This window comes from Streptomyces sp. NPDC059897 (assembly GCF_042730865.1).
Lineage (GTDB): Bacteria > Actinomycetota > Actinomycetes > Streptomycetales > Streptomycetaceae > Streptomyces.
In genome coordinates this window covers 183,502-204,921 of sequence record NZ_JBHWKQ010000003.1, presented here as the reverse complement: position 1 = coordinate 204,921, position 21,420 = coordinate 183,502, and the positions used below count along the sequence as shown (strand labels likewise).

Annotated in this window: 24 protein-coding genes and 3 tRNA genes; 4 read left to right on the top strand and 23 right to left on the bottom strand. The window is 70.9% G+C overall.

Annotated elements, in window-relative coordinates; translation table 11 throughout:
* Positions 1-121: 121 nt before the first annotated feature.
* The 5 genes from ACFV9W_RS05405 to ACFV9W_RS05385 form a co-directional block, all read right to left on the bottom strand.
* On the bottom strand, positions 122-550 hold the full coding sequence (locus ACFV9W_RS05405) for a MaoC family dehydratase (protein ID WP_385755832.1): 429 nt from the start codon (positions 548-550) through the stop codon (positions 122-124).
* Positions 551-555: 5 nt separating this feature from the next.
* On the bottom strand, positions 556-1,008 hold the full coding sequence (locus ACFV9W_RS05400; protein WP_385755830.1) for a MaoC family dehydratase N-terminal domain-containing protein: 453 nt from the start codon (positions 1,006-1,008) through the stop codon (positions 556-558).
* 100 nt (positions 1,009-1,108) lie between these two features.
* Positions 1,109-1,273, bottom strand: a complete 165-nt coding sequence (rpmG, locus tag ACFV9W_RS05395) for a 50S ribosomal protein L33 (RefSeq protein WP_003948671.1) — start codon at positions 1,271-1,273, stop codon at positions 1,109-1,111.
* 93 nt (positions 1,274-1,366) lie between these two features.
* A tRNA-Met gene (locus ACFV9W_RS05390) sits at positions 1,367-1,439 on the bottom strand.
* Between the two features lie 34 nt (positions 1,440-1,473).
* Positions 1,474-1,546, bottom strand: a tRNA-Thr gene (locus ACFV9W_RS05385).
* 231 nt (positions 1,547-1,777) lie between these two features.
* Between ACFV9W_RS05385 and ACFV9W_RS05380 the strand changes: the two genes are divergently transcribed.
* Complete coding sequence (locus ACFV9W_RS05380; protein WP_385755828.1) at positions 1,778-3,028, top strand: amidohydrolase family protein; 1,251 nt, start codon at positions 1,778-1,780, stop codon at positions 3,026-3,028.
* A 107-nt stretch (positions 3,029-3,135) separates the two neighbouring features.
* A complete protein-coding gene (locus ACFV9W_RS05375; RefSeq protein WP_385755826.1) occupies positions 3,136-3,792 on the top strand; it encodes an SDR family oxidoreductase in 657 nt (218 codons plus the stop codon).
* A gap of 67 nt (positions 3,793-3,859) precedes the next feature.
* On the opposite strand, the gene ACFV9W_RS05370 is transcribed toward ACFV9W_RS05375, so the two are convergent.
* The 4 genes from ACFV9W_RS05370 to ACFV9W_RS05355 all read right to left on the bottom strand — a co-directional run bounded on the left by ACFV9W_RS05370 (position 3,860) and on the right by ACFV9W_RS05355 (position 7,099).
* Positions 3,860-4,078: a hypothetical protein gene (locus tag ACFV9W_RS05370; protein WP_385755824.1), complete on the bottom strand. Its 219-nt coding sequence runs from the start codon at positions 4,076-4,078 to the stop codon at positions 3,860-3,862.
* Between the two features lie 90 nt (positions 4,079-4,168).
* Positions 4,169-4,714 (bottom strand): DUF5825 family protein, encoded by a 546-nt coding sequence (locus tag ACFV9W_RS05365; RefSeq protein WP_385755822.1) that lies wholly within the window; start codon positions 4,712-4,714, stop codon positions 4,169-4,171.
* Positions 4,711-6,603 carry a RiPP maturation radical SAM C-methyltransferase gene (locus ACFV9W_RS05360; protein WP_385755820.1) on the bottom strand — a complete coding sequence of 631 codons (1,893 nt, stop codon included), beginning with the start codon at positions 6,601-6,603 and terminating at the stop codon, positions 4,711-4,713. The genes ACFV9W_RS05365 and ACFV9W_RS05360 overlap by 4 nt, the downstream gene beginning before the upstream one ends.
* A 414-nt stretch (positions 6,604-7,017) precedes the next feature.
* Positions 7,018-7,099: transfer RNA gene (locus ACFV9W_RS05355), tRNA-Tyr, on the bottom strand.
* A gap of 213 nt (positions 7,100-7,312) precedes the next feature.
* Here ACFV9W_RS05355 and ACFV9W_RS05350 point away from each other — a divergent pair.
* The gene (locus tag ACFV9W_RS05350; RefSeq protein WP_385755819.1) at positions 7,313-7,801 is read left to right on the top strand and encodes a YajQ family cyclic di-GMP-binding protein; all 489 of its coding nucleotides are present in this window, start codon (positions 7,313-7,315) and stop codon (positions 7,799-7,801) included.
* A 79-nt stretch (positions 7,802-7,880) separates the two neighbouring features.
* Here ACFV9W_RS05350 and ACFV9W_RS05345 read toward each other — a convergent pair whose 3' ends face one another.
* Positions 7,881-8,153, bottom strand: a complete 273-nt coding sequence (locus tag ACFV9W_RS05345) for a GlsB/YeaQ/YmgE family stress response membrane protein (RefSeq protein ID WP_385755817.1) — start codon at positions 8,151-8,153, stop codon at positions 7,881-7,883.
* A 166-nt stretch (positions 8,154-8,319) separates the two neighbouring features.
* Here ACFV9W_RS05345 and ACFV9W_RS05340 point away from each other — a divergent pair, with 166 nt between their 5' ends.
* Positions 8,320-9,585, top strand: a complete 1,266-nt coding sequence (locus ACFV9W_RS05340) for an APC family permease (protein WP_385755815.1) — start codon at positions 8,320-8,322, stop codon at positions 9,583-9,585.
* Here the strand turns inward: ACFV9W_RS05340 and ACFV9W_RS05335 are convergent.
* From ACFV9W_RS05335 to ACFV9W_RS05275, 13 genes are all read right to left on the bottom strand, one after another.
* Entirely contained in the window at positions 9,582-9,974 is a 393-nt protein-coding gene (locus tag ACFV9W_RS05335; RefSeq protein ID WP_385755813.1) for a YccF domain-containing protein, read from the bottom strand. The genes ACFV9W_RS05340 and ACFV9W_RS05335 overlap by 4 nt on opposite strands.
* On the bottom strand, positions 9,971-10,834 hold the full coding sequence (gene htpX / locus ACFV9W_RS05330; RefSeq protein WP_385755811.1) for a zinc metalloprotease HtpX: 864 nt from the start codon (positions 10,832-10,834) through the stop codon (positions 9,971-9,973). Before htpX ends, ACFV9W_RS05335 begins: the two co-directional genes overlap by 4 nt.
* A gap of 186 nt (positions 10,835-11,020) precedes the next feature.
* Positions 11,021-11,476: a large conductance mechanosensitive channel protein MscL gene (gene mscL, locus ACFV9W_RS05325; RefSeq protein ID WP_385755809.1), complete on the bottom strand. Its 456-nt coding sequence runs from the start codon at positions 11,474-11,476 to the stop codon at positions 11,021-11,023.
* Between the two features lie 85 nt (positions 11,477-11,561).
* Positions 11,562-13,097, bottom strand: a complete 1,536-nt coding sequence (locus tag ACFV9W_RS05320; RefSeq protein WP_385755807.1) for an NADH-quinone oxidoreductase subunit N — start codon at positions 13,095-13,097, stop codon at positions 11,562-11,564.
* Positions 13,094-14,686: a NuoM family protein gene (locus ACFV9W_RS05315; protein WP_385755805.1), complete on the bottom strand. Its 1,593-nt coding sequence runs from the start codon at positions 14,684-14,686 to the stop codon at positions 13,094-13,096. Before ACFV9W_RS05315 ends, ACFV9W_RS05320 begins: the two co-directional genes overlap by 4 nt.
* Positions 14,687-14,692: 6 nt before the next feature.
* Positions 14,693-16,720, bottom strand: coding sequence for an NADH-quinone oxidoreductase subunit L (locus ACFV9W_RS05310; protein ID WP_385755803.1), 2,028 nt, complete (start codon positions 16,718-16,720; stop codon positions 14,693-14,695).
* Positions 16,717-17,115 (bottom strand): NADH-quinone oxidoreductase subunit NuoK, encoded by a 399-nt coding sequence (nuoK, locus tag ACFV9W_RS05305; protein WP_385755801.1) that lies wholly within the window; start codon positions 17,113-17,115, stop codon positions 16,717-16,719. Before nuoK ends, ACFV9W_RS05310 begins: the two co-directional genes overlap by 4 nt.
* Complete coding sequence (locus ACFV9W_RS05300) at positions 17,115-17,753, bottom strand: NADH-quinone oxidoreductase subunit J (protein WP_385755799.1); 639 nt, start codon at positions 17,751-17,753, stop codon at positions 17,115-17,117. Before ACFV9W_RS05300 ends, nuoK begins: the two co-directional genes overlap by 1 nt.
* Positions 17,750-18,325 carry a NuoI/complex I 23 kDa subunit family protein gene (locus tag ACFV9W_RS05295; protein WP_385755797.1) on the bottom strand — a complete coding sequence of 192 codons (576 nt, stop codon included), beginning with the start codon at positions 18,323-18,325 and terminating at the stop codon, positions 17,750-17,752. Before ACFV9W_RS05295 ends, ACFV9W_RS05300 begins: the two co-directional genes overlap by 4 nt.
* Positions 18,325-19,293: an NADH-quinone oxidoreductase subunit H gene (locus tag ACFV9W_RS05290; protein WP_385755795.1), complete on the bottom strand. Its 969-nt coding sequence runs from the start codon at positions 19,291-19,293 to the stop codon at positions 18,325-18,327. Before ACFV9W_RS05290 ends, ACFV9W_RS05295 begins: the two co-directional genes overlap by 1 nt.
* A complete protein-coding gene (locus tag ACFV9W_RS05285; RefSeq protein ID WP_385755793.1) occupies positions 19,290-20,291 on the bottom strand; it encodes an NADH-quinone oxidoreductase subunit C in 1,002 nt (333 codons plus the stop codon). The genes ACFV9W_RS05290 and ACFV9W_RS05285 overlap by 4 nt, the downstream gene beginning before the upstream one ends.
* Positions 20,288-20,917, bottom strand: a complete 630-nt coding sequence (locus ACFV9W_RS05280; RefSeq protein ID WP_385755791.1) for an NADH-quinone oxidoreductase subunit B — start codon at positions 20,915-20,917, stop codon at positions 20,288-20,290. The genes ACFV9W_RS05285 and ACFV9W_RS05280 overlap by 4 nt, the downstream gene beginning before the upstream one ends.
* A gap of 11 nt (positions 20,918-20,928) precedes the next feature.
* Positions 20,929-21,327, bottom strand: a complete 399-nt coding sequence (locus tag ACFV9W_RS05275; RefSeq protein WP_385755789.1) for an NADH-quinone oxidoreductase subunit A — start codon at positions 21,325-21,327, stop codon at positions 20,929-20,931.
* Positions 21,328-21,420: the final 93 nt, after the last annotated feature.

Genomic DNA, 21,420 nt, shown 5'->3' with positions numbered 1-21,420 from the left:
TCAACCCCTTCGGGAATCGGCATCCGTGCTGCGCGGACCGGCACGCATGTGTAAGGGGCGCCCCCCATGGAGGACGCCCCTTACACACAGCTACGTAGGCACACGGCCGCACAGGCGGCGATCAGGCCAGCTGAACGACCGCCCGCGACATCCCGAGCACCTTCTGCCCGGCGCTCGTCGCGATCAGGTCGACCCGGACACGGTTGTCGTCGAGCTTGGCCGCGACCTTGGCGACGACCTCGACCTCGGCACCCTTGTCGTCGTTCGGAACCACGACCGGCTTGGTGAAGCGGACGCCGTACTCGACCACCGCGGCCGGGTCACCGGTCCAGTCGGTGACCACGCGGATCGCCTCGGCCATCGTGAACATGCCGTGCGCGATCACGTCCGGCAGGCCGACCTCGACCGCGAACTTCTCGTTCCAGTGGATCGGGTTGAAGTCCCCGGAGGCGCCCGCGTACTGCACGAGCGTGGCACGTGTCACAGGGAAGGTCTGCGCGGGCAGCTCGGTGCCGACCTCGACGTCGGCGTACTTGATGGTCGTCGCCATGGCGATCAGGCCTCCTCAGCGGCGCGCGAGACGAGCTTGGTCCAGGCGGTCACGACGTGCTCACCGGCCTCGTCGTGCACCTCGCCCCGCACGTCGATGATGTCGTTGCCCGCGAGCGACTTGATGCCCTCGATGGTCGAGGTCACGGTCAGCCGGTCGCCGGCCCGCACCGGGCGCGTATAGGCGAACTTCTGGTCGCCGTGCACGACGCGGCTGTAGTCCAGACCCAGCTCGGGGTCGTGGATCACCTCGCCCGCGGCCTTGAACGTGATGGCGAACACAAAGGTCGGCGGCGCGATCACATCGGGGTGGCCGAGCTCCTCGGCGGCGGCACGGTCGAGGTAGGCGGGGTTCGCGTCCCCCACCGCCTCGGCGAACTCACGGATCTTCTCCCGGCCGACCTCGTACGGGGCGGTGGGCGGATAGGTCCGCCCCACGAAGGACTGGTCGAGCGCCATGGGCTCGGCACCTCCTGGAAGTGTTCTTCGAACTGCCTGGTCTACGAAAACGACACGAGGCCGCCCCCGAAGTGGGGACGGCCTCGTGTACGAGCCTGATTTATCGCGTTTCGCGGTGCGCGGTGTGCGCGTTGCAACGCGGGCAGTGCTTCTTCATCTCAAGACGGTCCGGGTTGTTACGCCGGTTCTTCTTGGTGATGTAGTTCCGCTCCTTGCACTCCACGCAGGCCAGCGTGATCTTCGGGCGGACGTCGGTGGCAGCCACGTGAGTGCTCCTTGACGAACGGATGGGACAAAAGGTTTAACACATAGAAGAGTAGCCGATCGAAGGACCGACCCCACAATCGGCTACTGTCAGTAGCGGTGACCGGACTTGAACCGGTGACACAGCGATTATGAGCCGCTTGCTCTACCGACTGAGCTACACCGCTGTGATGCAAGCGACGCGAACGACGTCTGCACCAGAGCCCCAATGCGGAATCGAACCGCAGACCTTCTCCTTACCATGGAGACGCTCTACCGACTGAGCTATTGGGGCGAGCGAGGAAGACATTACACGGTTGCGCGCCGATCGCCCAAATCCGTTTCGCGCCCCCGCCGACCGGGAACGTCGGCGCCTTCCCACGGCTGGCCCACGAGCCCCTCGGACCCCACCAGTACGACTATTTCGGCGGTCCTCGAAGCGCCCCTGCGACCGTCCTAGGCTCGACCCACTTGCGTGATCTTGTGACGCGATACGCGTCGTCCTCGCCGAGCCCTCAGGAGCGCGATGCCCCACAGTCCCTCGCAGCAGCCACCGTCACCCGGCGTGCCCGAGGGTTCCGGGCTGCTGCTGAGCGGCGCCCGGCTCACCGACGGCAGGGTCGTGGACGTACGGCTGGACGGCGGGCGCATCGAGGCGGTCGGCACGGCCGGCAGCCTCACCGCGCACGGCTCGCGCCTGGACCTCACCGGCTGCCTGCTGCTCCCGGCCCCCGTGGAGCCGCACGCGCACGCCGACACGGCCCTGTCGGCCGACGCCGATGGCCCCGTCCCGTACGACCCGGAGGACGTCCAGCGACGGGCCACCGAGGGCACCCTGTTGCAGCTCGGCCACGGGGCCACCGCCCTGCGCACCCATGTGCGCATCGGCGACATGGAGGGGCTCGGTTCGATGGAGGCGGTGCTCCAGGCGAGGCGTTCGCTGGTGGGGCTCGCGGATCTGCGGACGGTGGCGATGCCCCGGCTGCTGACCGGGCTCGCCGGGGCCGACGGGCTCGCCATGCTGCGCGACGCCGTCAAAATGGGCGCCTCCGCGGTGGGCGGCTGTCCCGACCTGGACCCCGATCCAACGGGCTACGTAGAGGCGATGCTCGAGGTCGCCGACGAACACGGGTGCCCGGTCGACCTGCACACGGACGGGGCCGATCCGGCGCGGCTCGGGAGGCTCGCGGCGGCGGTCGGAGGGCTGCGTACAGGCGTCACCCTCGGCCCGCTGGGCGGGCTCTCCCGGCTTCCGGAGGAAGCGGCACGGCCCGCCGTGGACCGGCTCGCGGCCGCCGGGGTGACGGTGACGTGTCTGCCGCAGGGCGGGTGTGCGGGGGTGGACGAGCGGGGCGTCGCGCCGGTGCGGCTGCTGCGGGCGGCCGGGGTGCCGGTCGCGGCGGGCAGCGGGGCGCTGCGCGACGTGTCGAACCCCGTGGGGCGCGGCGATCCGCTGGAGGCCGCCTATCTGTTGGCGTCGCGCTACGGGCTGCGCCCGGAGGACGCCTACGAAGCGGTGAGCTCGACGGCCAGGGCGGCGCTCGGCCTGCCGGAGGTGCGTGTGGAGGCGGGGTTTCCGGCGGAGCTGCTCGCGGTGCGGGGCGACCGGCTCGCGGGGGCGCTCTCCCTCGCGTACAGCCGGATCGTCGTGCACCGGGGGCGCGTCGTGGCGCGGACCAGCGCGGTGCGGGAGTACTGCGACTCGGCCGCCGCGGTCGCCCTCGACCTGCCGCGCCAGGGGCGGGCGGCCAAGTACGGCGGTGGCGGGCCCGCTTGAGCGCCCGGACGAGTGCCCGGACGAGTGTCCGGATCGAACGGGTGGACGCTGCCGGAGCACGCTTGGTTGCACGGTGAACCGTCCGCCCCGGGCGTACCGTCGAAGGCATGCGCATTGTCATCGCTGGAGGTCATGGTCAGATCGCGCTGCGGCTCGAGCGGCTGCTCTCCGCGCGCGGGGACGAGGTCGCGGGCATCATCCGCAGGTCGGAGCAGGGCGACGACCTGCGCTCCGCCGGTGCGGAACCCGTGCTGTGCGACCTGGAGTCCGCGTCCGTGGAGGAGGTCGCGGCGCATCTGCAGGGTGCGGACGCGGCCGTCTTCGCGGCGGGCGCGGGGCCGGGCAGCGGCACCGGCCGCAAGGACACCGTGGACCGGGACGCCGCCGTACTGTTCGCGGAGGCCGCGGAGCGGGCCAAGGTGCGCCGCTACGTCGTGGTGTCGTCGATGGGCGCGGACGCCGCGCACCAGGGCGACGACGTCTTCGACGTGTATCTGCGGGCCAAGGGCGCGGCCGACGACGACGTACGCCGCCGTACGGGCCTCGACTGGACGATCCTGCGGCCCGGTCAGCTGACGAACGACGCGGGCAACGGGCTCGTCCGTCTGGAGGCCTCGACCGGGCGAGGGCCCGTGCCGCGCGACGACGTGGCGGCCGTCCTCGCGGAACTGGTGGACACGCCCGCCACGGCGGGGCTGACGCTGGAACTGATCTCCGGCTCCACGCCCGTCACGGTCGCGGTGAAGTCGATCGCGGGGAACTGAGTCGGGGACGCGGGCGGGTGGCCTGTCCGCGTCGGCGCCTCAGACCAGCGGCGTCAGAACAGCGGCGTCAGAACAACGGCATCTGGCCCGGCACGTGCGGGACCACGTACCCGTCGAGCGCGTCCTGGACGGCGCCGAGCTGGGCGGGGCGGCGTGAGCCGGGGCAGGAGACCAGCTCGCCCGCGGCGCGGGAGCCGGGAGGATCGTGGCGGGCGAAGCGGCCCGCCACGACCGCGATGTCGCGGCGGCATTCGGGGCAATTTCGGCGGCGGGATGTCGTCGGCATGGGTTCAGTCTGCGTCGTGATCGTCGCGGACACACGGTGAGGCACCCTCAGGAAGCAACCCGAGGGCGACTTTCGCGCTCCGACACGGCGTCAGATCCCCATGCACGGAACGGGCCAGCGGCGCATGCGCGGAGGCAGCGCCACCGCCCATCCGCCGACGATCAGCGCGAGCCCTTCCTCCGTCAGATGGCGGGCCGCCTCCTGGTGGGCGGGGGCCAGCGCGTCGAGCGCGGTGGCGTCGCTCAGCGCGTCGAAGGCGGCGAGCAGGTCGGGGTGGTCGAGCGTGAACCGCGCCGAGGCGGGGCGCTCCCGGCGGTCCATGACGGTGACGAAGCCCGGGCCGCGGCGGTGGTAGAGCATCCCGTAGGCGTGCGCGGCGCGCCATCTCGTCAACTCGACTGGTTCGTCCGGGTGTTGGGCCGGGGGCGGGAGGTGATGCAGGGTGCGGAGGTCATACGTATGACGTGGGACGGCAGCCGTCTCCCAGTGGGTGCGCAGCCCTGAGGCCTGGCACTCGCGCAGGAACTGCACCGCGCGCGTGGTGGTGCGGCCGCCGCCGTGCAGGGGCAGCGGCTCGGTCACGCGGACGCGGGTGCCGATGACGCGGTGCGGGACGAGGGCGGGCAGCGTGGTCATCCGGCGACCGCCGGGGAGGTGGGGGCCGAGGGGGCGGTCTCGACGCGGATCGGTGCGGTGCGGGTGGGCAGGGAGACGTGGCTGCCGGAGTCGCGGAAGAGGAGGCCGAACATGACGGCCTGGGCGACCCACTCCCCCAGCTCCTCGGCGGGTACGTCATGGCCCGCGGCGGCGAGTTTGCGTTGCAGGGCGGCTTCGCTGCCGCCGTCCTCCAGGATGCGCAGGGCGGCCGCCTCCCAGCCGTTGAACCAGTAGGTGCGGCGCGGCCAGCCTTCGCGGCGGTCCCGTACGAGGAGCGTGTTCTCGTCCTCGCCCGCCTGCTCCATGACGAGGGTCGACCCGGCGTGCTGCGCACGCCATTGCGCCACGGCCCGCAGCAGCCGGTCCTCCGTGTCGCCGCCGATGCCGGCGTCCTCGGTGTCGAACAGGTAGACCAGATCGGCGAGTTCGGGCTCCGGGAGCTCGTAGACGTGCTGGTACATGTCGGCGGGGCGCCGCTTGCCGAAGCCCAGGGCGGGGTCGGTGAAGTGCGGGCTGAAGCGCTCCAGCTGGATACGGAAGGCGCCGCTCGGCGGCTGGAGGTGCACGAGGGCGGGCAGCTGGTCGAGCACGCGCGCGTAGTCGCGCACGGTCTCGCCGGGGAACCCGTAGAGGTAGTTCCAGGAGCAGGTGATCTCGTGGTTGTCGAACTCGCGCAGCGTGCGGATGTTGCGGGCACCGGTGACGCCCTTGTCCATCAGGTCGAGGACGCGGTTGCTGAGGCTCTCGATGCCGGGCTGGATCAGCACGGCGCCCGCGGCGGCGAGAGCGGCGATCTGCTCCCGGGTGAGGTTGGACTTCACTTCGTAGTGGATCCGCAGGTCCCAGCCGCTGTCGGCGGCGAGCGGCAGGAAGTCCTTGAAGTACGCCATGTCGATGATGTTGTCGACGGTGACGATGTCGAGGATGCGGTGGCGGCGCACGAGGCGTTCGACCTCGCCCCACAGCCGCTCGCCGGGCTTGGCGCGAAACGCCATGGTGCTGCCGTTGAGGCCGCAGAAGGTGCAGTGGTGCTTCTCGCCCCACCAGCAGCCGCGGGCCCCCTCGACGACCAGCTTGGGGTACACGTATTCGAGGACCGACGACGCCTCGATCTCCGCCTGCCACTGGTCGTAATCGGGCGACGGTATGTGGGCCGGAGCCACAGTGCGGCGGGGTGCGGTGTTGGCCCGCGAGACGCCGCCGTCCCACCAGCAGAGCCCCGGAACGTCGTCCGGGGGCGTGCCCGCGTCCAAGTGGGCGAGCAGCGCCGGGAAGGCGTACTCCCCTTCGCCGCGCACGACATGGTCCACGTAGGGGTGGTTGCGGTGCAGGGCGTGGCCCATGGGGCCCTCGCAGTTACTGCCGCCGAAGACGACGGTCAACTCCGGTTGTCGGCGCTTGAGTTCCCGGGCGAGGGCGAGGGACGGCACGTTCTGCATGAACGTGCTCGTGAACCCGACGAGTTCGGGATCGTGCGCCAGGACCTCGGTCGCGCAGCGCTCGATGTACGCGGCGGCGTGGCGGCGCATCTCGAAGGCCGTGTCCAGGGTGCCGCCGGACACACCGCGTTCGCGGGCGTACGAGCGCAGCTGGGCGGCGCCCCAGTCCTCGTCGCCGTAGAGGACTCCGGAGAACACCCAGTCGCCGATCCCATGGAAGATCGAGTCGCTGCCGATCGCCTCGTAGTCACTCGGGCTCAGTCGGCCGCCCGAACGTTCGAGCAGCAGCTCCGCCCAGCGCAGCGAACCGTGGAACTCACGCACCTGGTCCGCCGGGCGGACGTCCCGGAGCAGCTGGTGCAGCAGGCCCACCTGGAGGGAGGGCAGGTCGATCGGATGCCAGGGCATGGTCACCAGCCCAATGCGCATGCCGCCCCGCCTCTTCTTGCCGCTGCTCTCCGCGACGCACCCCGCCGCGCCCCGCACTGCCGCGTACCGTCACCCGCGGCTGCCTGCGCCTGCGGCGTCCACGACCGCCTCTCCCACCGCCCGCTCCCGGGCCGGAACCGGGGCCCCGTAGCCCACAAGGCGGTTCACCATATGGGCGCCCCATCCGTCACACAAGGGCGTACGGGCGGGCTACAAGGGATCGCCACATGTCCGGGCAATGCGGTGCGGCTGCCCGCGACACGACCCACCGGGGGCGGGGGCGGCCGTCCTGGTCCTCTGAGGCGAGGTGAGACACGTCACGCACTTCGTCCACGCACCGAAGACCGCCGTTCGAACAAAAAGAAGACCCCTCCGCCCTGCGTTTCCGCAGTTCGGAGGGGTCTTTCCCAAGTGTGGCGGCGCCAGGATTCGAACCTGGGAAGGCTGAGCCGGCAGATTTACAGTCTGCTCCCTTTGGCCGCTCGGGCACACCGCCTTGGGTTCGCTGCCTCGGGCCCCGCTTTGCGGCGGTGCTCGCTGGCAACGACGTAAACAATACCTGATGCACGGGGGTGCTTCGCCACCCGATTGATCGGCGGCCGGGCCCGGCACGGTGGCTAGGCTGCTCTCGGCGCGGCTTCCCCGGCGCGGAACCCGGTCGGAAGCCGAGCAGTACCCGATCCACCCCCGATACAAGGAGCCACAGGACATGGCCGACTCCAGTTTCGACATCGTCTCGAAGGTCGAGCGGCAGGAGGTCGACAACGCCCTCAACCAGGCCGCCAAGGAGATCTCGCAGCGCTACGACTTCAAGAACGTGGGCGCATCCATCTCCTGGTCCGGCGAGAAGATCCTGATGGAGGCCAACGGCGAGGAGCGGGTCAAGGCCATCCTCGACATCTTCCAGACCAAGCTGGTCAAGCGCGGGATCTCGCTGAAGTCGCTGGACGCGGGCGAGCCGCAGCTCTCCGGCAAGGAGTACAAGATCTTCGCCTCCATCGAGGAGGGCATCTCCCAGGAGAACGCCAAGAAGGTCGCGAAGACGATCCGCGACGAGGGCCCCAAGGGCGTCAAGGCGCAGGTGCAGGGCGACGAGCTGCGCGTCAGCTCGAAGAGCCGTGACGACCTGCAGAGCGTCCAGCAGCTGCTCAAGGGCAAGGACTTCGACTTCGCGCTGCAGTTCGTGAACTACCGGTAGGACCGGACCGCGCAAGCGAAACGCAGGCGAAAGGGGCGGCACCCGGCGGGTGCCGCCCCTTCCTGCTGCCGGCTGCAGCTCAGCGGCGACTGCGCGAGTCGCCGAAGAAGATGCGGTAGGCGATCAGGAGGACGAGGGCGCCACCGATCGCGGCGACCCAGGTGGCCCCGTCGTAGAAGTCCGTGGATATGGGGCGGTCCAGCCAGCGGGACGATATCCAGCCGCCGATGAAGGAACCGGCGACGCCGATGAGGGTGGTGCCGATCAGGCCGCCCGGATCCCGGCCGGGCAGCAGGAACTTGGCGATGGCACCGGCCAGCAGTCCGAGGATGATCCAGCCGATGATGCCCATGCCGTGTTCTGCCCTTCTGTAGTGCTGTGGCGCCTACTGCCGTGCTGTGGCGTCTTGTTGCTCGTTCTCGCCGGGCGCCTTGTGCATCACCGCCGTGGCCCCCTGCTGCCCAGAAGGACGACAGGCAGGCACGGTGTGGTTGCACGAGCCCTTTAGTGTGCGGCGCATGACACAGTCGGGGACGCCCCTTCGCAGGGCGCTTGGTGTGCGGGACGCCGTGGTCGTCGGTCTCGGGTCGATGATCGGGGCGGGCGTCTTCGCGGCGCTCGGGCCCGCGGCGCGGGCGGCCGGTACGGGGGTGCTGTACGCGCTCGCGGTGGCGGCCGTGGTGGCCTACTGCAACGCGATGTCGTCGGCGCGGCTCGCGGCCGTGTATCCGGTGTCCGGCGGCACGTACGTGTACGGGCGGGAGCGGCTCGGGCCCTTCTGGGGGTATCTGGCGGGCTGGGCTTTCGTCGTCGGCAAGTCGGCCTCGTGCGCGGCGATGGCGCTGACCGTGGGGACGTACGTGTGGCCGGGGCAGGCGCATGCGGTGGCGGTCGCCGCTGTGGTGGCGCTGACCGCCGTGAACTGCTTCGGGGTGGAGAGGTCGGCCTGGGTGACGCGGATCGCCGTCGCGGTCGTGCTCGCCGTCCTGGCGGCCGTCGTGGTGGCGTGTGCGGGCTCGGGGAGCGCCGAGGGTGCCCGGCTCGCTCCCGGGGCCTCCGAGGGCGTGAGCGGCGTGCTGAGCGGCGCCGGGCTGCTGTTCTTCGCGTTCGCCGGGTACGCGCGCGTGGCGACGCTCGGCGAGGAGGTGCGGGACCCGGCGCGGACCGTCCCGCGGGCGATCCCCGTGGCGCTCGGGATCACCCTGGTCGTGTACGCGGCCGTGGGCGCCGCCGCCGTCGCCGTGCTGGGTGTGGACGGGCTCGCGCGGGCCTCGGCCCCGCTGGCCGACGCCGTACGCGCGGCGGGCGCCGACGCCCTCGTGCCGGTGGTGCGGGCGGGGGCCGCGGTGGCGGCGCTCGGGTCGCTGCTGGCGCTGATCCTGGGGGTGTCGCGGACCACGCTCGCGATGGCGCGGGACCGGCATCTGCCGGGCGCCCTGGCGGCCGTGCACCCGCGCTTCCAGGTGCCGCGGCGGGCCGAGCTCGCGGTGGGGGCCGTGGTGGCCGTCGTGGCGGCCCTCGGCGACGTACGCGGGGCGATCGGGTTCTCGTCGTTCGGCGTGCTGGTGTACTACGCGGTCGCCAACGCCTCGGCGTGGACGCTGAGTTCAGCGGTACGCGCGCGTGCGCTGCCGGCGCTCGGGGTCGCGGGGTGCCTGGCGCTGGCGTGCTCGCTGCCCCTGTCGTCGGTCACGGCCGGGGCGGGTGTCGTCGCCCTGGGGGCGCTCGCCTACGCGGTCCGGCTACGCGCGCGTGGCTCGGGCTTGAAGACGGACAGTCCCTAGCGGGCGGCGAACGGCTGGTCCGTGGGCACGATCTCGCGGCCGAGCGGGAGCAGCGAGATCGGGATCATCTTGAAGTTGGCGATGCCGAACGGGATCCCGATGATCGTCACACACAGGGCGAGGCCCGTGACGATGTGCGCCAGGGCGAGCCACCAGCCCGCGAGGATCAGCCACAGGACGTTGCCGACGCAGGAGGGCGCGCCCGCGTCCCTGCGCTCGACGGTCGTCTTCCCGAAGGGCCACAGGGCGTAGACGCCGATCCTGAAGGCGGCGATGCCGAACGGGATCCCGATGATGGTGATGCACAGCAGGGCGCCGGCCAGAACGTAGCCGAGGAACAGCCAGAAGCCGCTCAGGATCAGCCAGATGACGTTGAGGATTGTCTTCACTGTTGGCGACCTGCCATCTGCTCGAGCCGGGAAATGCGCTCCGCCATCGGCGGGTGCGTGGAGAACATCTTCGACATGCCCTGGCCGGGACGGAAGGGGTTGGCGATCATCATGTGGCTCGCCGTCTCGATGCGCGGCTCGGGCGGCAGCGGCAGTTGCTTCGTGCCCGCGTCGAGCTTGCGCAGGGCGCTCGCCAGGGCCAGCGGGTCACCGGTCAGCTGGGCACCCGAGGAATCGGCCTCGTACTCGCGGGACCGGCTGATGGCGAGCTGGATCAGGGACGCCGCGAGCGGTCCCAGGATCATGATCAGGAGCATTCCGAAGATGCCGGGTCCGTCGTCGTCGTTCGAGCGGCCCACCGGGATCAGCCACGCGAAGTTGACCAGGAACATGATCACGGAGGCGAGGGCGCCGGCGACCGAGGAGATCAGGATGTCGCGGTTGTAGACATGGCTCAGCTCGTGCCCGATGACGCCGCGCAGCTCGCGCTCGTCCAGGATGCGCAGGATTCCCTCGGTGCAGCACACCGCGGCGTTGCGCGGGTTGCGGCCCGTCGCGAACGCGTTCGGCGCCTCCGTGGGCGAGATGTACAGGCGCGGCATGGGCTGACGCGCCTGCGTGGAGAGCTCGCGCACCATCCGGTACAGCGCCGGCGCCTCGAATTCGCTCACCGGGCGTGCCCGCATCGCGCGCAGGGCCAGCTTGTCGCTGTTCCAGTACGCGTACGCGTTCGTCCCCAGGGCGATGACGAGCCCGACGATGAGCCCCGTGCGGCCGAAGAAGCTGCCGATGACGAGGATGAGGGCGGACAGGCCTCCGAGGAGTACGGCGGTCTTCAACCCGTTGTGCCGGCGGTGCACGGTACGTCCTCCTGATGGTGCGGCAGGGGAACCCACTGCTTGCTTGACTGCTGCTTCCACTGGGTCTGGAGCCTGTGCGTGTTTCCACGTCCAGTGGACCCTCCCTGACTGGTCAACGCCAGACGAGGAGGACGAGTTCCCTTGGCCGCCCGGGGCGGGCCCGTGCGCGTGTGTAGGCCGTCCGGGTCAGCGCTGCTGCGGCAGACCCGCCAATTCCAGGGCCTCCGGGTCCGCCTCGATCTCGCTCGTGCAGTGCGAGCAGCGGGTGGCGATGCCGGGGATCTGGGTGTAGCAGCGCGGGCAGTCGCGCAGGGCCGCCTTGATGTCGACGGGCTTGCCGCGGTCCATGCGCGCCTGGAGCTTCATCATCGGGACGACGATGCAGAAGTAGAGCACCGCGGCGGTGATCAGGAAGGCGATGATCGCGCTGACGAACTTGCCGTACGGGAAGTCGGTGCCCTCGACCGTGAAATGCGCCTCGCTGAAGTCGCCGGTCGACCGTGTGGCGATACCGATGAGCGGCGCGATGAACGCGGTGCTGAGTGCGGTGACCACAGCCGTGAACGCGGTTCCGACCGCGAGGCCGATGGCCATCGTGATGATGTTTCCGCGAAGGATGAAGTCCTTGAACCCGCTCAGCACGACGCCTGTCTCCTTGATGTGGGGGTGTGATCGTTGAGGTGGGGCCTGTGGGGCGGCCCGTACGTGTGGTGCCGTACGAGGGTGCCTAGAAGAGGCCCGTCGAGGCAAAACGCAGGGCCATCTGGGGTGCGCCGGAGAGTGCCACCGCGATGACCGCGGTGAGGACGATCGCCGCCGTGAGGGGCCTGGAGACGCGGTGGGCGGCCGGTTCGCCTTCAGGGGCGCGGAAGAGGGTCGCGGTCCACTGGAGGTAGTAGAAGAGCGCGATCACGACGTTCACTGCCATGACGACGGCGAGCCAGCCCATCCCGGCGTCGACCGCCGCCGAGAAGACGGTGACCTTCGCGAACAGGCCGATGATGCCCGGCGGCAGCCCCGCGAGGCACAGCAGGAAGAAGCCCAGGGCGAGCGCGGCGAGCGGGTGCGAGGCGTACAGGCCCCGGTAGTCGCTGATGCGGTTCAGCGGCTTCGTACGGGCGACCAGAGCGGCCACGGCGAAGGCGCCGAGGTTCACCGCGGCGTACATGAGGGCGTACGCGAGGGTGGAGCCGATCGACTTCTGGGGGTCGTCGGAGTACGCGGCCGCGGCGATCGGCACCAGGAGGTAGCCGGCTTGGCCGACCGAGGACCAGGCGAGCAGGCGGACGGCGCTGTACGCGCGCGTGGCCTGCTGGCGCAGGGCCGCGACGTTCCCGAGGGTCATGGTCAGCGCGGCGAGCGCGGCGAGGGCCGGTCCCCACACGTCGGCGTACGAGGGGAACGCGACGACGGTCACGAGGATGAGGCCGGAGAAGCCGACGGCCTTGCCGATGACCGACAAGTAGGCGGCGATCGGCAATGGCGCGCCTACGTAGGTGTCGGGTACCCAGAAGTGGAAGGGCACGGCGGCCGTCTTGAAGGCGAAGCCCACGAGGGTGAGCGCGACGCCGGTCTGGGCCAGGGTGTGCAGCTGGCCGTCCACGTGGGTGAGCTCGGTGGCGACCCTGGTGAGGTGCATGCTGCCCGTGGCCGCGTACACGAAGCTCACGCCGAGCAGGGTGACGGCGGTCGCGGTGACCGAGGAGAGGAAGAACTTCAGGGCCGCGTCGGAGGAGCGCCTGTCGCCCTGCTTGAGGCCCACGAGGGCGAAGGCGGGCAGTGAGGCGACTTCCAGGGCGACGACGAGCGTGGCGAGGTCGCGGGAGGCGGGCAGCAGGGCGGCGCCCGCGGCCGAGGACAGGAGGAGGAACCAGAACTCGCCTTCAGGAAGGGGCTTGTTCGCCTTCTTGGCGTCCTTCAGGGAGCTGATCGAGAGCAGCGCGGTGAGCAGGGCGCCGGCCAGGACCAGGAACTGGATGACGAGCGTGAAGCGGTCCGCCGTGTAGCTGCAGGCGTCGTAGGACACACCCTTGAGGCAGAACGTGGAGCGCTCGTCCCCGATGAGCGGCAGCAGCGCGAGCGCCGCGGCGGCCAGGCCCGCGACGGAGATCCAGCCCAGGAGCGGCTTGCGGCGCTCCGCCACGAACAGGTCGACGACCAGCACGACGAGGGCCACGACCGCCGCGATCGTGGGCGGCGCGATGGCCACCCAGTCGACGGACTGGACGAGGGACGCCACGGAGGGCGCGGCGACGGCGATCACTGGATGCCTCCTGCGAGGAGCTTCTGCACGGCCGGGTTCGTGAGGCCGAGCAGGGCGGCCGGCCACAGGCCCGCGAGCACGGTGAGGGCGACGAGCGGGGTCCAGGTGGCGAACTCGTAGCCGCGCACATCGGCGAGCACGGGCGCCTCCGGGGCCGCCGGAGCTTCCTTCGGGCGGGGGCCCATGCAGACGCGGCGGACCAGGATCAGCATGTACGCGGCGGTGAGCAGCGTGCCGAAGGCCGCGATCGCCATGAAGACGAGGAACGCCGGGCGGCTGAGGCCGTCAGCGGGCTTGAACGCGCCGAACAGGGCGAGCATTTCGCCCCAGAATCCGGCGAGCCCCGGCAGCCCGAGCGAGGCGACGGCGGCGAACGCGAGGAGGCCGCCGAGCCGCGGCGCCTTGCCGTACAGGGCCATGCCGCCCTGCTCGGCGAGGGCGTCGAGGTCGCTGGTGCCGGCCCGGTCCTTGAGGGCGCCGACGAGGAAGAAGAGCAGGCCGGTGATGAGGCCGTGGGCGATGTTGGCGAACAGCGCGCCGTTCACGCCGGTCGGGCTCATCGACGCGATGCCGAGCAGCACGAAGCCCATGTGGCCGACGGAGGAGTACGCGATGAGGCGCTTGAGGTCGCCCCTCGCGCCCTGCTTGGCCAGGTTCAGGCAGGCCAGGGACCCGTAGATGATGCCGATGACGGCGAGGGCCGCGAGGTAGGGCGCGAAGGTCCGCATTCCGTCGGGCGCGATGGGGAGCAGGATCCGGACGAACCCGTACGTACCCATCTTCAGCAGGACACCGGCGAGGAGGACCGAGCCGACGGTCGGGGCGGCGGTGTGCGCATCGGGCAGCCAGCTGTGCAGCGGCCACATCGGGGTCTTCACCGCGAGCCCGATCCCGATCGCCAGAACGGCGATGACCTGCACGGATGTGGTCAGACCCCGGCCGTTGTCAGTGGCGAGTGCCATCATGTCGAACGTGCCCGACTTAACGCCGATAAGGAGGAGGCCGAGCAGCATCACGACCGAGCCGAGCAGCGTGAACAGGATGAACTTCCAGGCCGCCTGCGTCCGTTGCTCGCCGCCCCAGCGGGCGATGAGGAAGTACATCGGGATGAGGACCATCTCGAACGCGAGGAAGAAGAGGAGGAGGTCAAGCACGGCGAAGGTCGCGAGCGTGCCCGATTCCAGGACGAGGATCAGGGCCACGAACGCCTTGGGGGACGGCCCGGCCGGCATGTGGAAGTAGGAGTACAGCGCGCACAGGAACGTGAGCAGTGCGGTCAGGACCAGGAGGGGGAGGGAGATGCCGTCGATGCCGAGGTGGATACGCACGTCGAGCGCGGGGATCCAGCTGATGTCGGTCGTGGCCTGCATCCTCGACGGCTGGTCGTGGTCGAAGCCGAGCGTGAGGACGATCGCGGCGATGAGGATCACGCCGGTCACGGTCACACCGTGGCGGAGCACGGCCTGGTCGGGCGACTTCCCCTTCAGCCCGGGCGGGGCGGGGAGAAAAGCGGCGACGGCGCCGATGAGCGGGCCGACGACGATCAATGCGAGAAGGAACTGCATCACGGATTCGCTGATATCGATCACGGCTGCTCACGCTCCGGCGGTGGCGACGAGGACGACGGCGACCACCAGGACGACGGTGCCTGCGAGCAGTGCGCTGAGGTAGGTCTGCACGTTGCCGGTCTGGGCCCTGCGCACGGCCCAGCCCAGCGCCTTGGGGGCCTCGGCCGCTCCGCGTACGTAGGTGTCGACGACGGCGCGGTCGAGGAAGCGGACCAGCGTGGCGCCGGCCTGTACGGGACGGACGAAGAGCGCCGCGTAGACGGCGTCGAGGTGGAAGCCGACGGCCGCGTGGCGGTGCAGCGGGCCGAGCAGCAGACGGCTCGGGTCGGCCGGGTCGGGGGCGCTCGCGATGTCGCCGTACGCGGCGGCGTGCGTCGCGATGGCCTCGGCCTCGACCAGGCCCGCGTCCCCGGACTCGGTGTCGATCGCGACGGCGCCGATCGGGGTGCGGCGGGCGGCCATCGCGGTGCTGTGCCGCCAGGCCGCGTAGGTGACCAGGCCGCCGACGAGCGCGAAGCCGGTGCCGAGGACGGAGGTGGTCAGTGTCGGGGTGAGGGAGCGGCCGTCGAACCAGTCGGGGAGCACACCCGCGAGCAGTCCGAAGCCGAGGGAGGGGATCGCGAGGACCCACAGGACGACGTTCATCGTGACCGGCTGCTTGCCGTGGTCCGGGGCCTCGCTGCCGCGGCCGTTGAACGCGAGGAGCCACAGGCGGGTCGCGTAGGCGGCGGTGAGGAGGGCCGCGAACAGGCCCGCGACGAGGACGATCCAGCCGGAAGCGGTCGGTGCGGTCAGGGCGCCGTTCTCATGGCCGGTGGCGGTGTGCTCGGCGGCACCGAGGACGGCCTCCTTGGAGAAGAAGCCGCTGAACGGCGGGATCGCGGCGAGCGCGAGCAGCGCCACGGTCATCGTCCAGAAGGCGTCGGGCACGCGGTCGCGCAGGTCCTTCATGCGGGACATCGCGGCCAGTGAGTTGGTGCCGGCGGCGTGGATGATCACGCCCGCCGCGAGGAACAGCAGCGCCTTGAAGGCGCCGTGCGACAGGAGGTGGAAGACGGCGGCGTCACGGTTTCCGACGGCGAGGGCGCCGGTCATGTAGCCGAGCTGGCCGACGGTCGAGTACGCGAGGACCCGCTTGATGTCGTCCTGGGCGAGCGCGGCGAGCGCCGAGCCGAGCATCGTCACGGCGGCCATGACAGCGAGCACGATCAGCGCCGCCTGCGAGGCGGCGAAGACCGGGAGGAGGCGGGCGACGAAGTAGACGCCCGCGGCGACCATCGTCGCGGCGTGGATCAGCGCGGAGACGGGTGTGGGGCCCGCCATCGCGTCGGGCAGCCAGGTGTGCAGCGGGAACTGCGCGGACTTGCCCGCCACTCCGGCCAGCAGCAGGAGGGCGATCAGGGTCGGGTGGTCGAGGCCCGCGTCGCTCGTGACCTTGCCCAGGATCGTCGTGATGCGGAACGAGCCCGTGTCGACGGCGAGCGCGAACAGGCCGATGAGGAAGGGGACGTCGCCGAGCTTCGTGACCAGGAACGCCTTGAGGGAGGCGGCCCGCGCCTCGGGGGTCTCCCAGTAGTGGCCGACGAGGAAGTACGAGCAGATGCCCATGACTTCCCAGCCGACCAGCAGGACCATCAGGTCGCCCGAGTAGACGACCAGGAGCATCGCGGAGGTGAAGAGCGAGACGAGGGCGGCGTACGAGGGGTAGCGCGGGTCGTCGCGCAGATAGCCCGTCGAGTAGATCTGCACGCAGGTCGCGACCAGGCCGACGAGGACGGCGACGAGGGCGGCGAAGCCGTCGATGTGCAGGGCGAGTTCGATCGGCACGGAGCCGGTCGGGGCGAGCTGGGTGTGCGCGTCGAGGGCGGCCGTGCCATTGCCCGTGCCGCCGCCCTGGTCGAGGGCGACGACGGCGGCGAGGGCCAGCGCGGCCAGCGTCGGCAGGACGGCCAGCGGGCGGACGAAGCCGGGGGCCGTGCGGCCGAGGAGCAGTCCCGCGACGGCGCCGAGGAACGGCAGGAGGGGGACGAGGACGGCGAGGTTCGTCGTGGTCACGCGGTGGCCTCGGCCTTCTCGTCCGTGGTGCCGGCGGTGGCTGCCGCCGGGGTCTCGGACGGGTCGTGCGGGTCGTCGTCCGGGTCGTGGGGCTCGGCGGAGTCGCGGAGCTTGTCGATGTCCGACGTGCCGCGGCTGCGGTAGACGGCCAGGACGATCGCCAGGCCGATGCCGATCTCGGCGGCGGCGATGGCGATGGTGAACAGGGTGAGGGCCTGGCCCGCGTGGAGGGTGTCGCGCAGCCAGACGTCGAAGGCGACGAGGTTCAGGTTGACGGCGTTGAGCATCAGCTCGACCGACATCAGGACCAGGATCGCGTTGCGGCGGGCCAGTACGCCGTACAGGCCCGTGCAGAAGAGGAGGGAGGAGAGGACGGCGGGGTAGGCGAGGTGCATCAGCGGGTTCCCTCGCCTTCGGGCGCGCCGGGCTTGCCGGGCTTGCCGGGCGCGTCGGCTGCCGGGGCGGCTTCGGCGTTCTTCTTGCGGGACAGGACGATCGCGCCGACCAGGGCGGCGAGCAGCAGGACCGAGAGGGCCTCGAACGGCAGGACCCAGTGCTTGAAGAGGATCGAGCCGGTCACGGCCGTGCTGCCCTGGACCTCGTCGAGATCGATCCAGGTCGTGCGGAACGCGTCGACGACGACCCACACCAGGGCGGCGGCGGAGGCGACGGCCACGGTCAGGGCGGCCCAGCGGTTGGGGCTGTCCGCGTCCGGTGAGCGGCCGATGGGCGCGCGGGTCAGCATCAGGCCGAACAGGAGGAGGACCACGACGGAACCGACGTAGATGAGGACCTGCACCCAGGCGATGAACTCGGCGGTGAGCAGGAGGTACTCGACGGCGAGGCCGCCGAGGGCGACGACCAGCCACAGGGCGGCGTGCACGAGCTGCTTCGTGGTGACGGTGACGATCGCGGCGGCGAAGGTCACCAGCCCCACGAGCACGAAGGCGATCTCGACGCCCGACGGGGAGAGGAACCCGGGACTGTCGGCTGCCGCTGCCGTGGCGACGACCGCCGGTACGGCGAGGGTCATGCGGTGGGCTCCTCTCCGGTCTCGGTCGGGGCGGGGTTCGGGGGTTCCTGAGCGGCTGCCAGCTTGTCCGCGGTCTTGCGGGCCGCCGCGAGTTCCTTGGGGTCCTCGGCGGCCGGGTCGAGGGCGGGTGGGGACGGGACCGTCCACATCCACTCGCGGAGCTTGTCGCGCTCGTGGGTGAGCTCGCGGATGTCGGTCTCGGCGTACTCGAACTCCGGGGACCAGAACAGCGCGTCGAAGGGGCACACCTCGATGCAGATACCGCAGTACATGCAGAGGGAGAAGTCGATGGCGAAACGGTCGAGGACGTTGCGGCTGCGCTCGCGGCCGCCGGGTGCGGCGGGCGGCACCGTCTCCTTGTGGGAGTCGATGTAGATGCACCAGTCGGGGCACTCGCGGGCGCACAGCATGCAGACCGTGCAGTTCTCCTCGAACAGACCGATCACGCCGCGGGTGCGGGGCGGGAGTTCGGGCTGGGCCTCGGGGTACTGCTCGGTGACGGTCTTGCGCGTCATGGTGCGGAGGGTGACGGCGAGGCCCTTGGCCAGGCCGCTGCCAGGGATCGGAGGCATCAGTTGATCGCCACCTTCACGATTCCGGTGAGCGCGATCTGCGCGAGGGCGAGGGGCACGAGGGTGGTCCAGGCGAGCTTCTGGAGCTGGTCCTCGCGCAGTCGGGGGTACGTGACGCGGAGCCAGATCACGATGAAGGCGAGGACCGCCGTCTTGAGGAGGGTCCAGACCCAGCCGAGGCCGTCCGCGCCCCACGGGCCGTGCCAGCCGCCGAGGAACAGCACCGTGGTCAGGCCGCAGAGCACCACGATGCCCGCGTACTCGGCGAGCAGGAACAGGGCGAAGCGCAGGCCCGTGTACTCGGTGTACGCGCCGAAGATGATCTCGGAGTCGGCGACGGGCATGTCGAAGGGAGGGCGCTGGAGTTCGGCGAGGCCGGCCACGAAGAAGACGAGGGCGCCGACGATCTGCCAGGGCAGCCACCACCACTCGAAGGCGTCGAGGATGCCGGGAAGGGAGACCGTTCCCGCGGCCATCGCGACCGAGGCCGCGGCGAGCAGCATCGGGAGCTCGTACGCCAGGAGCTGGGCCGCCGTGCGCAGGCCGCCCAGGAGGGAGAACTTGTTGGCGCTCGCCCAGCCCGCCATCAGCGAGCCGAGCACGCCGACGCCCATGACCGCGAGGACGAAGAAGATGCCCGCGTCGACGACCGCGCCGACCGCGCCGTCGCCGGGTCCGACCGGGATGGCGAGCAGCACGAGGAGGTACGGGAGGAGGGCGACCGCGGGGGCGAGTTGGAAGACGCGGCGGTCGGCGTCGGCCGGGACCACGTCCTCCTTCTGCGCGAACTTGACGCCGTCGGCCACCAGTTGGGCCCAGCCGTGGAATCCGCCCGCGTACATGGGGCCGAGGCGGCCCTGCATGTGGGCCATGACCTTGTGTTCGGTCTGGCCGACGATCAGGGGCAGCACCAGGAAGGCGACGAAGACGACGACGAGGCGCAGGGCGACGTCGAGGGCGTCGTTCACTCGTTGCCTCCGTTGGTGTCTGTCGGGTTCTCGTCCGGGGTGGCTTCCGGAGCGGTGTCCGGGGTGGTGTCCGGCTTCTTCGGTTCCTCGAGTTCCTCGTCGAACGCGGGCTTGGCGTGGTGCCAAGGTGCGTCGCTCGAACGAGGAGACGGAGCCGGGGCCGGTGCCGGTGTCGGCTCTTGGGGTTCAGTGGGCGTGGCGCGTTGTTGCGAGGCCGAGCCCTGGGAGGCGCTGCGGGAACGCCGTACCGGACGCGGCGCCGCTTCCGGAGCCTGCTCGGCCTCGCCCGCAGGCGCGGCCGCCTGGCTCGCCGAGCCCTGGCTCACGGACCTGGTGCGCCGCGCGGGCCGCTCCCCCGCGGCACCCGTCGCACCCGCCGCACCGGCGCCCGCCGCTCGCGCGCCACGCGCCGGCCGTGCCGGGGCGGGCGGCAACTGCCCCTTCAGCGGGCCCCATTCGTTCGGGTCGGGGACGCCGGGCGGCAGCATCTGGCGGCGCTTGGGGCCGCCGTGCTCGGACTCCCCCGGCTCCTTCGCGCCGGGCCACGCCTTCGCGACGCGGGCCGCGAGCACGAAGTCCTTGCGCAGCGGGTGCCCTTCGAAGCCGTCGGGCAGGAGCAGCGGGTCGAGGCCCGGGTGGTCGGTGAAGTCGACGCCGAACATCTCGTGCGTCTCGCGCTCGTGCCAGGCCGCGCCCGCGTACACGTCGACCGCCGACGCGAGCACGGGGGCCGCGTGCGGAACGGTCGTGCGCAGCAGCAGACGGCGTACGGAACCGGGGGCGACGGCCGCGACGTGCGCGCACACACGGAAGCCGTCGGCCGGTTCGTCGACGGCGCTCAGCCAGTCGAAGTACGTGCACCCCAGGGTCGTACGGGCCGTCTCCAGAGCCTGGATCCACTGCGCGGCCGGGACGTCGACGGTCAGCAGGTCGTACGCCTCCTCGACCGTCGCCTCCGCGCCGAACAGCTCGTCGACGGGTGCCGGGAGCCAGCTCATCGCGCACCTCCGGAGGGCGCGGGCGGCTGGACGAGGCCGCTGCTCAGCGCCGCCGCCGAGGGCCGGCCGGCCGCAGCGTCGGCGGAGGCGTACCGCTCGCCGAGGGACTCGCGGGCGATCTTCTCCTGGAGCTTGAGGATGCCCTGGAGCAGCGCCTCCGGACGGGGTGGGCAGCCGGGCACGTAGACGTCGACGGGGATGATCTGGTCGACGCCCTTGGTCACCGAGTACGAATCCCAGTACGGGCCGCCGCAGTTGGAGCAGGCGCCGAACGAGATGACGTACTTCGGCTCGGGCATCTGCTCGTAGAGCCGCTTGACCGCCGGGGCCATCTTGTCGGTCACCGTGCCGGACACGACCATCAGGTCGGCCTGGCGCGGGCCCGGTGCGAACGGGATGACGCCGAGCCGGATGAAGTCGTGGCGCGCCATGGACGCGGCGATGAACTCGATGGCGCAGCAGGCGAGGCCGAAGTTGAAGACCCACAGGCTGTAGCGGCGGCCCCAGTTGAGGACCACCTTCATCGGCTCGGGGGCGAGCCGCGAGAGCACGCCCAGCTTCTTCGGTTCGGGCAGGAACACCGGCTCCGGCGTCGGCTCCTGCTCCGCGGGGGTCACAGCGCTCACGTCCACGTCACTCACGCCCACGTAAGGACGCCCTTCTTGTATGCGTACAGCAGGCCCACGGTGAGGAAGCCGAGGAAGATGAACATCTCGACGAGGGTCGTCGCGCCGTATCCCGGCGCGGCGAAGACCGTGGCCCAGGGGAAGAGGAAGATCGAGTCGACCGCGAAGATCACGTAGAGGAAGGCGTACACGTAGTAGCGGACCTGGGTGTGCGCCCAGCCGTCCCCGACGGGGTCGACCCCGCATTCGTACGTGAGGAACTTTTCCCTGGTGGGGACCACCGGGCGCAGCAACTTGCCCGAGCCGAAGGCGACGGCGACGAAGAGCACGCCGACGACGGCGAGCAGCCCGACGACCGAGTACGACTGGAAGTAGTCCGCCGCGATGACGGTCCCGTCCGATCCCGTCACGTACCTGCGCCCCTCGCGAGTTCGTTGTGTTCGACGATCTGTACGCACGGGAGTCTAGGCCCTGTTAAAGGGACGGTAAGCAGCCCGGGGCCG